This window comes from Mycobacterium sp. SMC-4, from assembly GCF_025263265.1.
In the GTDB taxonomy this organism is placed as follows: domain Bacteria; phylum Actinomycetota; class Actinomycetes; order Mycobacteriales; family Mycobacteriaceae; genus Mycobacterium.
Map to the genome: position 1 here is coordinate 806,005 of NZ_CP079869.1, position 12,681 is coordinate 818,685.

The 12,681-nt window shown below is 67.7% G+C and carries 10 protein-coding genes and 1 pseudogene; 3 read left to right on the plus strand and 8 right to left on the minus strand.

The features are described 5' to 3' along the window. Nucleotides 1-5: 5 nt before the first annotated feature. Genes KXD98_RS03855 through KXD98_RS03865 form a run of 3 tightly spaced genes read right to left on the minus strand, consistent with a single transcriptional unit; the run spans nucleotide 6 to nucleotide 5,495 of the window. Nucleotides 6-3,383 carry an ATP-binding protein gene (locus KXD98_RS03855; RefSeq protein WP_260761960.1) on the minus strand — a complete coding sequence of 1,126 codons (3,378 nt, stop codon included), beginning with the start codon at nucleotides 3,381-3,383 and terminating at the stop codon, nucleotides 6-8. Then, nucleotides 3,376-4,059 carry a DUF4194 domain-containing protein gene (locus KXD98_RS03860; RefSeq protein ID WP_260761961.1) on the minus strand — a complete coding sequence of 228 codons (684 nt, stop codon included), beginning with the start codon at nucleotides 4,057-4,059 and terminating at the stop codon, nucleotides 3,376-3,378. Before KXD98_RS03860 ends, KXD98_RS03855 begins: the two co-directional genes overlap by 8 nt. Next, nucleotides 4,056-5,495: a DUF3375 domain-containing protein gene (locus KXD98_RS03865; protein WP_260761962.1), complete on the minus strand. Its 1,440-nt coding sequence runs from the start codon at nucleotides 5,493-5,495 to the stop codon at nucleotides 4,056-4,058. Before KXD98_RS03865 ends, KXD98_RS03860 begins: the two co-directional genes overlap by 4 nt. A gap of 263 nt (nucleotides 5,496-5,758) precedes the next feature. Here KXD98_RS03865 and KXD98_RS03870 point away from each other — a divergent pair, with 263 nt between their 5' ends. Then, entirely contained in the window at nucleotides 5,759-6,067 is a 309-nt protein-coding gene (locus tag KXD98_RS03870) for a hypothetical protein (RefSeq protein ID WP_260761963.1), read from the plus strand. On the opposite strand, the gene KXD98_RS03875 is transcribed toward KXD98_RS03870, so the two are convergent. Beyond that, nucleotides 6,068-7,291, minus strand: a complete 1,224-nt coding sequence (locus KXD98_RS03875; RefSeq protein ID WP_260761964.1) for an FAD-dependent monooxygenase — start codon at nucleotides 7,289-7,291, stop codon at nucleotides 6,068-6,070. Nucleotides 7,292-7,367: 76 nt separating this feature from the next. Between KXD98_RS03875 and KXD98_RS03880 the strand changes: the two genes are divergently transcribed. Continuing rightward, the gene (locus KXD98_RS03880) at nucleotides 7,368-7,919 is read left to right on the plus strand and encodes a TetR/AcrR family transcriptional regulator (protein WP_260761965.1); all 552 of its coding nucleotides are present in this window, start codon (nucleotides 7,368-7,370) and stop codon (nucleotides 7,917-7,919) included. A gap of 32 nt (nucleotides 7,920-7,951) precedes the next feature. Then, complete coding sequence (locus KXD98_RS03885; protein WP_260761966.1) at nucleotides 7,952-8,698, plus strand: alpha/beta fold hydrolase; 747 nt, start codon at nucleotides 7,952-7,954, stop codon at nucleotides 8,696-8,698. Nucleotides 8,699-8,712: 14 nt separating this feature from the next. Here the strand turns inward: KXD98_RS03885 and KXD98_RS03890 are convergent. The 4 genes and pseudogenes from KXD98_RS03890 to KXD98_RS03905 form a co-directional block, all read right to left on the minus strand. Continuing rightward, nucleotides 8,713-10,169: pseudogene (locus KXD98_RS03890) on the minus strand (aldehyde dehydrogenase family protein). Nucleotides 10,170-10,262: 93 nt separating this feature from the next. Continuing rightward, nucleotides 10,263-10,397: a hypothetical protein gene (locus tag KXD98_RS03895; RefSeq protein ID WP_260761967.1), complete on the minus strand. Its 135-nt coding sequence runs from the start codon at nucleotides 10,395-10,397 to the stop codon at nucleotides 10,263-10,265. Between the two features lie 18 nt (nucleotides 10,398-10,415). Continuing rightward, nucleotides 10,416-11,540 carry a hypothetical protein gene (locus tag KXD98_RS03900; protein WP_260761968.1) on the minus strand — a complete coding sequence of 375 codons (1,125 nt, stop codon included), beginning with the start codon at nucleotides 11,538-11,540 and terminating at the stop codon, nucleotides 10,416-10,418. Between the two features lie 83 nt (nucleotides 11,541-11,623). Further along, nucleotides 11,624-12,664 (minus strand): low specificity L-threonine aldolase, encoded by a 1,041-nt coding sequence (locus KXD98_RS03905; protein WP_260761969.1) that lies wholly within the window; start codon nucleotides 12,662-12,664, stop codon nucleotides 11,624-11,626. Nucleotides 12,665-12,681 lie beyond the last annotated feature (17 nt).

The window sequence follows — 12,681 nt, forward strand, 5'->3', positions numbered from 1 at the left end:
GAGTTTCAGACCCCGGCCGGGACCTTCGCGCCGGTGCGCATCTGCCGGCGCAGCGTGTCGAACTCCGAGATCGTGCGCGTGGATACCGTGGCCACCGGCCGGGCGTCGCGCCCGGTGGCTTCGGTCTTGGACACCATCACCACGCTGTCGATGTAGGGCTGGATCGTCGTCGCGTTCTGCACGGTCGCGACGATCACCAGCTGGAATCCGAACTTGCGGAACGCCGAGAGCGCCTGCTGGGCGAACTGCGGATCGGACTTGGAGAACGCCTCGTCGAGCATCAGCTGGGCGAACACCGGCCGGTTATCGGTATCCCCAGGTGCGGCGAGATTGAAGCTCAGCGCGCCGGCCAGGCAGAACGCCATCAACTTCTCCTGCTCGCCACCGGAGTTGTCCCCGGCGTTGCTGTGCGTGCGGATCAAATCGCCGCTGCTGACATCCCATTCGGCGCAATCGAAGGTGAAACGGTTACGCACATCGAGCGCATCGCGCGTCCACGCCCTGTCCTCCGGCGCCGTCGACGCCAACCGGTTGCGCAGCCGCAGGATGTCGGCGTACTGGTCCAGGATTGCCTGCTTGTCGCCCAGCCCGACCTCGGCGATGCGCCGCGAGATCGCCCGCACGATCTCGGTCAGCTCCGACACCGCGGCCAGCGCCCGCGGCGTGGCACGCAGCGTCAGGCGGGTACCACGGTTGAACTCCACCGCACCCAGGCCGGTGTTGACCCGTTCGATCTGCTCGCTGATGCGCCGCGCCTCCTGCTCGGCGACGCGGTGCAACGTCAGGATGGCGTCCGGTGCCTGCTCGGTGACCAACCGCATCATCCGCTCGTAGGCCTCGGGCAGTTCCCGTTCGTCGATGTGCCGGCACAGCGCGACATAGTCGTGCACACGCTCATCGAAATTGTCCGAGTTGTTCGGCACGGCATCCGGGAACGCGGTATCGAACGTGTTGAGGATGCGCGCCAACTCGTCGTAGGAGCGCCGCCGGCTCTCCCGCAGCTGCTCGCGCTCCTTCTTGATCGCGGTGAACAGCGCGTCGCGATGTGGTTCGGGCTCGAGCAACTCCAGGGTCACCGGGACCTGGTCGGAGTAGCGGTGCAGCAACTCGGTCAGCGGTTCGGACACGAAAGCCGGCGAGAGCCGCTCCTGTAGCTCCAGCAGCCGGGTGCGCCGGGAGTCCAAGTCGTCGCGGCGGGTCTGGATCGCACCGCGCCGGGTCATGAGTTTCTGGATCTGTGACCAGCATTCGTCGGCTCGGGCATTGAGCGCCTCGATGTCGGGATTGTCGGCCAGCAGCAGCTCGTACTGCTCGCGCAACCGGTCGGCATGCCCGTCGGCGGTCTCGATGTCGATCTGGCTCCACTGTCCGAACTGCTCGCAGATCGCCTTGCACGCTGCGGCCCGGTCCCGCCACCGCTGACGCTGCGCGGTGATGTCGTCGGCGGTGCGCCGCGCCGTCTGGTAGGTCTGTTCGGCCGCGGCCAGATCGACGGTCAGGGCGTTGATCTTGGCCGAAACATCACCCTGGTACAGGTATTCGGACTGCCGCAGCGGTCGCCGGTCGTCCTTGACCGCCACCCGGTCGGAATCTTTGTACAGGCCGGTGTCGGTGACCGCCCGGCGGAATCGGGCGAACACGTCGGGGGTGTCGACGCAGACGTGGTCCCCGGCAGTGGCGATGATGGCTACGGCCTCGGCAGCGCACGGGTGCTCCGGATCGACCGGAAAGAGTTTACCGGCCAACGTGTTCGGCTCAGGATCGCCCGGGGTGCTGCCGTAGGTGCTGGTCCGCACGTGGTGCAGCGCCAGCCGTCCGCGCATGTTCGTCTCGTTGACGAACCGCAACACCGCGGCCCAGTGCTGATCAGGCACCAGCAGCCGCAGGCCCGGCCCGCGCAGCACCTTCTCCACCGCGGTGCGCCACCGGGTCTGGTCGGCGCGCAGGTCCATCAGCTCGGCCACATAGGGCAGCGCGCCGGTATCCACACCGACTGCGGCGCAGATGTGTTCACGCATCGCCAGCGCGAACTCCGGTAACGCCGAACCGACACGCTCGACACGCTTGAGCTCCTTGGCGGCGTCGTCGCGCGCGATGCGGGCCGCCTTCTGCGCGTACTCGGCGTCGGTGGAGGCTTCGCGTTGCCGTTCCACCCAGGCCAGCAGCTCGGTGGCCTCGCCGAGCAGTTGCTCGCGCAGGTTCCAGAATTCGTCGGCGGTGTCCGGGATATCCAGACCCTGCGCGGTGAGCATGTCCTCGTAGGCCGCGCGGCGACGCGATACCTGCTCGGCGGCGGTCTCGGCGGCAGTCACCTGCGACTGCAGCGGCCCCAGGCTGGCGCTGTTGCCGCTGATCTGCGCATTGAGCGAATCAGCCTCGGCCTTGGCCAAATTCAGCGACCGGGTGACGTCTTCGTACTCGTTGTCGAGCTGCTCGACGGTGGAGTCCAGCTGTGCGATCTGCGCCGGGCACTGGGCAACCCGGACATGGTCGGTGAAGGCCCGCACCATCGGTGCGTCGACCAGATCGATGATGCCCAGATCCGAGGACTCCGAGGCGTAGCGCTGCTGGATCTTCTCGATGTCACCGAGGATCTTGCGTTTGCGCTGGGCGACAGCAAGCAGCTCACGCGCCTCGACCAGCGGGTCGATCTGCTTGAGTGCCTCGGGCAGTCGGGCCAGGCTGTCCGGTTCATCGAGCATGAACTCGCGGACGAACTGCTCGAGACCGCCGACACTCTTGAGCGACTTTGCTTTTCCGAGCAGCTGCTGGGCCGCGTCGGAGGCGCGGATACCGATGGTCGCGTACAACTGCGCCAGATACTGCGACTCCACCTTCGTGGTGAACCGCCAGCCGTCCCCCTGGCCCCGGGTGTCCTTGAACACACCCGCGTCGAATCGTCCAGCTGCCCAACGGTTACAGACGTCCTCGATGTCAAGATCACCGTCGCCGAGGGCGAACCGACTCGACGAGTCGTTGCGTGACTCGCCGGTCAGCCACTTGAGCACCAGGCCGGTGACGGTGCGCCCGGAATCACTGGAGTAGGTGACAGCGACCGCCGACCACGCGGTGCCCTCACCGCGCAGGTACATCACCCGGCTGGTGCCGCCGTCGCTGCGCTGCCCCCACGCGCCGCGCACGTACTTGTCGACGGTGCGCCGGCCCGCGCTGGACCCGGCGGCGGTGTTGTCACCCGAGGCGTTGAAGTTGCGCCGGTTGAACGGCAGGAAGCCCAGCGAGATCGCGTCCAGCAGAGAAGATTTGCCGCTGCCCGAGGCGCCGGCGATCAGCGCGCCGCCGACGCTGAACGGGATCGAATGGTAGCCGTCGAACACACCCCAGTTGATGACCTGCAACCGGGACAGGTGGAACTGTTCAGGCACCGTCTTCTCCCTCGGCGGGCGCGCCGCCCTTGAGCAGCTGCTCGAACTGCTGCTGTAGTTCGGTGATCACGCTGGCGGTCATCACCGCGGTGATGACGGGGGAGATGGTGTAGCTGTCCTCGTCGTCGCGGCTGCGGCGCAGGATCTCCAGGCCGGCCAGCCGGGTGATGGCGCCGTCGATGCGTGCGGCGAACGTCACCGCGTCGCGGTCGGTGTCATTGAGCACCCCGGAGAACAGGCCGTGCATCTCCTCGCGGCTGATCAGCACGCTCTGCCCGCCGGAGGCGCGCATCATCTGGGCCAGGTGCAGCGCCAGGATGGAGTCGTAGGTGCCCAGCGGCTCACGGCGCAGAAGCTTGACGCCCCGGGCGGATTCGTAGCGGGCCTGCTCGACGAACGCCACATCCGAACCGTCGATGACACGCAGCAGCAGATCCAGCTCCGAGAGCCGCACCGCCAGCTGGTCGCGGTACTCCAGCACCCAGGCGTAGATGTCGCTGTCGGACTCGGCGCTGACGTAGCGGCGGGTCAGCAGATGCTGCAGTGCCCAACAGGCGCGGTCGGGCAGCTCGGAGACGTCACCGTCGAAACGCGGCCGGCGTTGCTGCGGGGGACGGGCGTTCTGGTCGACCTGGGGAAGCGACGAGAAGTCGATATCAGGGTCGGTGGTGGTCACGTCAGCGCTCCCGCGATCGGTTCGGTGAAGTGCAGTTCGGGCACCGCTATTTCGCGGTCGGTTCCGTCGAGCGAACGGAAGCGCACGGCGGTCGATGTGGTGACGGTGGTGTTGGGTTGTTTGAGTGCCCACGACCACAACACGATGACGTGCCCGAGATAGGCGTTGTCGAGCAACCCCACGGCTTCGGGCAGGGAGACCGGGCCGTGGCGCACCGCCGCGTTGAGCATCTCGGTCATCGCCGGTGCGTCGACCTGCGTGGTCAACGCGGCGAAGCTGGCCAGGTCGACCTCGCCGTCGGCGGGTTTGGCCGGCTTCGGGGCGGACAGCTCGCCGATCTTGAAGCTGAGCGCGCCGACCGAGCTGATCGTGTGCCGGGCCAGCGGCAGCTCGATGTCCAGCCGCGAGTCGGTCAGGCTCGACGTGAGCAGCGTGCGCGCCGCGCCGATGGCCTCGTTGAGCTGCCGCGCCACTCCGCGGCTCTGTTCCAGCGTGCCGAACGCGGTGAACCGCTTGACCCGTTGCGCGCAGCGCTGCTGGATGCGCTCGACCTCGTCGATCTGGTGTCCGACCAGCTCGAAGAAGCCGGCCATCACCTTGCGCAGTGCCGGGTCCAGCGCGGGCAGACCCTCGGCGACCGCGGTCACATCGGCCTCGAACTCAGCGCGCTGATCGGGATCGTTGATCATCCGCAGGAACGCGCGGTGGCTGTCGCGCCCCTGGGAATCCCAGGCGGCCTGGTAGTCGGCATACATCTGGCGCTGTCGGTCGCGGTAGGCAACGTTGCTGTCGATCGGCTCGTCCAGCGCGGCGGTGGCCTGCTCGATCATCGAACCGTACTGGCCGATGTCGGTGATCAAGCGTTCCATCTGCAGCGCGATGGCGCGGGCCTCGTCGTAGCAGTCGGTGACATCGGGTTCGGGCCGGCGTCCGGCGTCGAGATCATCGAGTTCGGCTTGCAGTGCGGCGATTTCGGCCTCGATGTGTTTGCGCACCCGGGCCGGGTCACCGTCGACCCTGACTGCGACCTGCTTGAGCCGGGACGCGATGCCGTTGATCGAGCCGCCGGTGGCGATGGTGTCATTGCGGCGCATGCCGCGCAGGAAGTCCAGTGCCCGGCGGGCATCCTGGGTCAGATAGCAGACGTTGCGGTCGCTGCGCTCGTCGAGCACACGATGCAGCCAGCCCTGGCTGGCCCACGATTTGATCAGCGCGAGCCCAGACTGCCCGTCGGTGGCGTCGAGCTCGGTCAGGTCGCGCTCCAAGGCGACCACCAGCTCGGTCTCGCCGACCACCCCGTCGCACAGATGACGCTCCATCAACGTCGAGTACAGGCTCAGATTTGTGGTCGCCAGCAGCCGCAGCGGCCGCGAGCTCTGCAGGTCGCGGTTGAGCTCGAGCAGGTCGGCGACCGACAGTGCGCCGTGGTCGTCCACCTGGCCTCCTGGTCTGCGTATGGATGGGTGCGGACGGTCCAAGATAGGCCACGACGCGGACACCTTTTGGTACGCGGCGGGGTTGTGTCGCAACTGCCTGTGGCCGGTGTGGCCCCTGAGGTCACCTCCGCTGCCCAAGATGGCCTCTGAGCTGCGGTGATGTCGGTGCGCGCCGGTAGAATCGGGTCAGTCGATTTCTCGGGGGGTAGTGGGTGGAATGGCCGGTGTGCGGCATGTGCGGTGCGGCCGCACCGTTTCGTTGGATGGGTGAGGTGCACGACTGCGACGGGGGGACGCGTCGTGAGGAACGGCTACTGGTCTCGCTTCCCGACCCCGACCCGCAACCGACGCACCCGGAGTGCGGCAACGCGCTGCGAAGCCGCGTCGTGATGGAAACCTGGGTCGAGGACGACGACCTCGCGCACCTGACGCGCTACATGGAGCGGGTGCAGGACGACGAGGATGTGAGCTGGGTGCACGTCGTGGTGCGCGCGGATGGATCGCTGGAGTTCGTCGCGCCGGGATTCATCCACAGCCGGCCGGTCGGCGCCGCCGAGCAGACCGGGCGCTAATCACCGCCCGCCTGTGACACCCCGGTCTGCGCTGTATTTGGGCACCCGGATCGAGTCGTAGAGCCGGATGCCTTTGCGGTTGAGCCGGGCCAGGGCGTCGGTGACGGGGCGGGGCAGCGCGGAGAGCAGTCGCACCCCGCTCAGGAAGGCCCACGCGTTCAGCGATGAGGACGGCAAGATGCTCTTCGCCACTCCCTTGGCCAGTGCGCGTGCGCCCAGCACCGGTTCGCGCATGACGTTCTCGTAGGCCGGAAACGCCGTCGTGTGATCGCCTCCGGCCGCGGCCAATTCGCCGGCCAGGACGTAGGCGCCGATCACTGCGAGGCTGGTGCTGCCGCCGACGGCCGGGCCGGGACAGTATCCCGCGTCGCCGACCAGGGAGACCCTTCCGCTCGACCAGCTGGTGAGCTGGAGCTGGGTGATGGCGTCGAAGTAGAACGCTGGCGTGCGGCCGAGTTCGTCGAGCCAGCTGTCCACCTCGGTGCTCATCCCGGTGAAGCGTTCGGTCAGCTGGCGTTGCTGCGCGGCCGTATCGCGGTGGTCGTAGTCGAAGTCCCCCGATGGCCGGAACAGGAAGACCGCCCGGGCGTCGTGGAGATGCTCGGCGGTGTAGATCATGGCCATCCGGTCGACATCCAGGTAGCCGGGCATTTCCCCGGCTGTGACAAGAGATTTCGGCACCGACACCACCGACAGGTAGGCACCCAGGAACTCGGTGTGCCCGGCATCGGGGCCGAACACCAGTTGCCGGACACCGGAATGCAATCCGTCGGCGCCGATCACCAGATCGAACCGGCGCGACCCGCCGGAGGCGAGATCAACCCGCCCGTCTGGGTCGATCGCGGTGAGCTGATCGCCGAACAGATACTCGATTCCGTCGTGACCGGCGTCGAAGAAGATCTGACTCAGATCGTCGCGCATGATCTCGACGTGGCGAGCCGAGATCGCCGAGGACAGCTTGCCGTAGTCCATCCGGACCGGCCAGCGGCCACCGGGCCGACGGAAGACGATCCGATGGGTCCCGGTCGCGTGCGCCAGCACCTGGTCCAGCACGCCCATCTGCTCGGCGATGTCCATGGCGGGACCGAACAGGTCGACGGCGTGGCCGCCGGTCTTGCGCAACCGCGGGGCACGCTCGACCACCGTGACATCGAAGCCGTGCCGGGCCAGCCAGTAACCCAGCACCGGCCCGGCGATGCTCGCGCCGGAAATCAGTACGCGCATGACACGCTCCTTACTTAACGTTCGGTAAGTGGACGGACGCCAGCTTACTTAACGATCGGTCAGTTAGGGTAGGTCCGTGAGCGCGGTACGCCCGGACACCCGGCAGAAGATCCAGGACGTCGCCCGCGAACTGTTCGCCGAGAAGGGCGTGCAGCGCACCAGCCTGCAGGACATCGCTGCCCGATTGGGCATCACCAAACCGGCCCTGTACTACCACTTCGCGTCACGGGAAGACCTGGTGCGCAGCATCGTCCAGCCCCTGGTGGACGGCGGTGAACGATTCGTCTCACAGTGCGAGCAAGCCGACGGCCTGACACCGGTGGAACTGCTGGAGGCGTACTTCGACTACTTCTATGCCCACCGCGCCGATCTGGTCACGGTGGTCTCCGAGCTGAGCACCATCGCCAACCTCGGCCTCATCGACAGCATGCTGGCCTGGCGGGAACGGCTCGGCCGGGTCCTGTTCGGACCGGACCCGACCCTGGATCAATCGGTGCGTGCGGTCATCGCCCTGGGCGGTCTGCAGGACTGCTGCCTGCAGTTCCCCGACGTACCGGGCGACGAGCTGCGCGCCGTCGGGGTCTCCGCGGCGCTGGCGACGCTGGGTCTGTCCGACACCGCCGAGTAACGCGGGGAGCCACCCGTGCCAGGATGACGGTCATGACGGTGGTGTTCGTGCATGGCAACCCGGAAACGTCGGCCATCTGGGGTCCGCTGGTCGCCGCGCTGGGGCGTGACGACGTCGTGCTGCTGTCCCCGCCCGGCTTCGGGGCGCCGCTGCCCGACGGGTTCGCCGCCACCTATCTGGACTACCGGGACTGGCTGGAGAACGAGCTGTCGACGATCGACGGGCCGATCGACCTGGTCGGGCACGACTGGGGCGGCGGACATGTCGTCAACGTCGTCATGCACCGTCCCGAACTGGTGCGCAGCTGGGCCAGCGACGTCGTCGGCCTGTTCGACCCGGACTACGTCTGGCACGACATGGCCCAGGTGTGGCAGACCCCCGGCGCCGGCGAGGAGCTGATCGAGAACATGATGGGCGGCGGGGTGCAGGCGCGCACCGAGCTGATGCGCTCGCTGGGCATCCCCGACGACATCGCCGCGGCGCTGGCCGAGGAACAGAACGAGGACATGGGCACAGCGATCCTCGCGCTGTACCGCTCGGCGGCCCAGCCCGCGATGGCCGAGGCCGGCAGAGCGCTGGAGAACGCCGCGGCCCGGCCTGGGCTGTCCTTGCTGGCCACCGAAGACCCGTACATCGGGCAGTCCGACAACCGCCGGCGCGCCGCCGAGCGGGCCGGTGCGCGCACCGAGGTGCTCGAGGGTTTGGGGCACTGGTGGATGGTCGAAGACCCGGCCCGCGGGGCGGCGGCGCTGACCACGTTCTGGGCGACGCTCGACTAGCTGCGCGCCGCAGCTCAGATGGCGTACGTGCGGGGCGCGTGCTGCACCGACACCCAATGGTCGGTGGTGAATTCGTCGACTGCCCACTGGCCGCCGAACCGGCCGATGCCCGAGCTCTTCTCGCCACCGAATGCGGTATTGGCCTCATCGTTGACCGGGGCGTCGTTGATGTGGGTCATGCCCGCCTGGATTCGTCGTCCGAACCGCACCGCGCGGTTGACATCGCGGCTGAAAACCGCTGAGGACAAACCATATTCGGTGTCATTGGCGATTCGCAGGGCATCGTCGTCGCCGTCGGCACGGATCACCGTCATCACCGGGCCGAACACCTCCTCGCGCGCCGTGGCGACATCGTTGCCGCCGGTGAGGACGTGCGGCGGCAGGCACTGGCCTGTCGGTCCGAACGGCTCCCCGCCCAGCACCAGCTCGGCACCGTCTCCCGGGCCCGGGAGACGGTGTCCTGAATGCTCTGCACCTGCGACGAGTTGATGATGGGGCCGAGGTGGTTGTCCGGGTCGCGCGGATCACCGACCTTGAGCTGCTTGACTCTGTCGACGAAGCGCTGCAGAAACTCGTCGTGCACGTCGGTGTCGACGATGATCCGGTTGACCCGCATGCAGATCTGGCCCTGATGGAAATACGACCCGAACACCGCGGCCTGCACCGCCAACTCCAGATCGGCATCGTCGAGCACCACCAAAGGCCCGTTCCCGCCCAGTTCCAGCGCCAACTTCTTCAGCCCTGCCTTCTCGGCGATCCCTTTACCCACCGGGGTCGACCCGGTGAAGCTGACCACCCGGGGCGTCGGGTGGGCCACGATCGCGTCGCCGATGTCCGAGCCCGACCCGACGAGCACCGACAACAACCCCTGCGGCAGCCCGGCCTCTTCGAAAATCCGGGCCAGCAGCAGGCCTCCGGTCACCGGGGTGTCACCGGCCGGCTTGAGCACCACCGCATTGCCGACCGCCAGCGCTGGTGCCACCGAGCGGTTCGACAGCTGCATCGGGAAGTTCCACGGTGAGATGACCGCCACCACCCCGACCGGTTCACGGTAGACACGACTCTCCTTGCCGGGAATGTCGGATGCCATGATGCGGCCCTCGACATGATGAGGCATCGATGCGGCCTCCCACATCACCGAGCGCACCAGACTCCACTCCAGCTCCGCCTTGGCCAGCGTGCCGCCGGTCTCGCGGACCAGCCAACCCACGATCTCGTCTTTGCGCTCGGTCATCGTCGCCGCCGCTGCGCGCATCACCCCGGCGCGTTGGGCGGGCGGAGATTCTGCCCAATCATGCTGTGCTGCAACGGCAACCTGGTAGGCCTCGTCGAGGTCGTCCTGACCAGCCTGGGCGATATCGGCCAGGACGTCTCCGGTGTAGGGGTCGGTGCTGGTCCGGGTCTTGCCGGCCGAGCCGGCTCGCCACCGGGTGCCGATCGGCATCGTGTCGAAGTCAGGGTAGCCGGCCATCAGAATACCGGCCCGATCGCGGTGCGCATCGAACCTCCTCGTCGGTGGGTGTCCGACGCGGCTACCCGCCGCCGGCGCGGCCAAACACGTGGCTCAGGCCCGATGGGCCGGGCCGGGCTCGGGCGGTGTGGCCGGTGTGGCGGGTGTTTCCGGGATGTCGTCGGGCGTCAGCCGCTCCGGCACCTCGGTCGGGGTGAGCCGATCCGGTGGCTCGTTCGGGGTGGTCATGGGTTAGGCGTACCCCGATCACGTCAACGCGAAGCGCAGACCCGCGACCGCAATGCCGTTCCAGATGTCGGCGGCGACCTCTTCCGAGCGCGCCGCGATGACGTCACCGCCCCGCTCAAGCACCGTGACCGCGATCCGGGACAGCAGATCGTAGCCGTCGTCGCTGTAGGTGATCGAGCCGTCGGTGTCGTCGAGCCGGCCCAGGATGTCGACGGTGAAGTCGTAGATCAGCGTGGACACCGCGCCGGTGGCCGCAGCCCGGCCGATGTCGACGAGGTCGGTGGCCACCAGGCCACGGGCCACGCCGTCGCCGATGTCGTCGGCCAACGCGGTGACGCGTGTGGCGTTCAGGGTCGAAAGTCCGGGGCGGATCGCCTCATCGATCTGGTCGGGTCGTAGCGTGTCGGGCGAACCGGGCACCAGCACCAGCTCGCGCTTGTGGTCCAAACCGCGGTAGAGGCTGAGCAATGGGTCGGCCGCGAACAGGAACAGCGGCCTGTTCGCCGCCGGATCGACGTGTGCCAGTTCGACTTCCACCGCCTCGGCAACCCGCTTGGCGTAGGTCTCCAGCAGCAGCTTCTTTCCTTCGTCACCAACCAGCCGGCCGACGTGGTCACGGTCGCGGATGGTTGCGCGGTTGGTGGCGTCGGCAGCGTCGGCGGCGTACTGGCCTTCCAGCGCGAACTCCTCGGCGCGGGTGGTGGCGGTTGCCTGCCAGAGATTCCAGCCGTTGGCCGACAGCGTCAGCGCATACGCCTCCTGCGGAGTGGTGACCGCGCGCACCAGCTGGCCGATATCGAAAAAGGTGCCGACCTGCGACTGGTTCTGCAACGCATTCGGCAGCACGAAAACCTCGTGAAAATCGTCGGCGATGAAGATCGCCAGCGACCGCGACGGGCGCATCCACAGCTCCGAGTCGGCGATCTCGTCCCACCTGTCGCGCAGACGCTGTTCGATGGCCGACGCCACACCGCGCTGACGCGCCGAACGCAGTGCCGTGTCGACGGCGCTCTTGGCGGTCAGTAGATTGTTGTCACGATGATCCGGTCCGGGCTGCGTCTCGGCGTATACGGTGACGGCGATCTCATGGGGTTCGCCGAGCCTGCGCAGATCGGCGGTGTCGGGCAGCTGATAGCGCGGCAACACTCACTCCTTTGTGTCGGTTGTCCTCTACATCCACTGTACGGAACTGGCTACCACGCGATGGAGCGTGTGAAACCCGGTGGCTAAGAGGTGTTTTTCAGCGCGCGGACGGTCTCCAGTAGCTGATCGACCTCGCTGTCGGTCGTCGACCACGCGCAGACGAATCGCACCACCGCAACGTCGGGATCGGGCTGGTGTGCTGCGTAGTGCCGGCCAAGCGCGCGGTGAGTGTCGGCGTCGAGCTCGACGAACACCTCGTTGGCCTCGACCGGGCAGGCCAACCGTAGGCCCGCCCGCTCGAAGCCGGCGCCGAGCCGGGCGGCCATCGTGTTGGCGTGCGCTGCGGTGCGCAGCCACAGCCCGTCGCGCAAGAATGCCGAGAACTGCGCCGCGACGAACCGGTTCTTACTGGCAAGATGACCGATCTGCTTCTGCACGAAGCGGATACCCGCAAAGTGCTCGGGTCGGCGGATCAGCAGCGCATCGCCGAACAGCATGCCGTTCTTGGTGCCACCGACCGTGACGATGTCCGCGTCGCCAATTGCTGCTTTGGCTGAGACACCTAGTGCGGCAACGGCATTGGCCAAGCGCGAACCGTCGATGTGGACGAGCAGGTCGAGATCGTGGGCGTGGTCGACGAATTCGGCGAGCGCCGCAGGATTCCACACCCGGCCGTTCTCGGTGGACTGGGTGATGCTGACGATGCGGGGCTGGGAATGGTGCACCGGGCCTCGGCGTGCCGCGTGACGGTCGAGTGCGGTCGGATCGATCAACCCGTCGTCGCTGGGCAGCCGGGTCAGTGGCGCCCCGGACAATCGCACCGGTCCACCGGCTTCGTCGACCAGCACGTGCGCGATGTCACTGCACAGGACCTCCTGCCACGGCCGCACCGCCGAGGCCAGCGCGATGATGTTGGCCGCGGTGCCGGTGAAGGTGAACAGCACCTCGGCGTCGGGTGCCTCGAACGTCGCCCGCAGTGCGTCGGCAGCCTCGGTGCTGACCTGGTCGGCGCCGTAGGCCGCGGCCGAGCCGGTGTTGACCTGCTGTAGCGCCGCCATCGCCGCCGGATGCGCCGGAGCGGCGTTGTCGGAGGCGAACGCGGTCGACACAGGCACGTGCGCCATGATTCCACGGCGCCCCG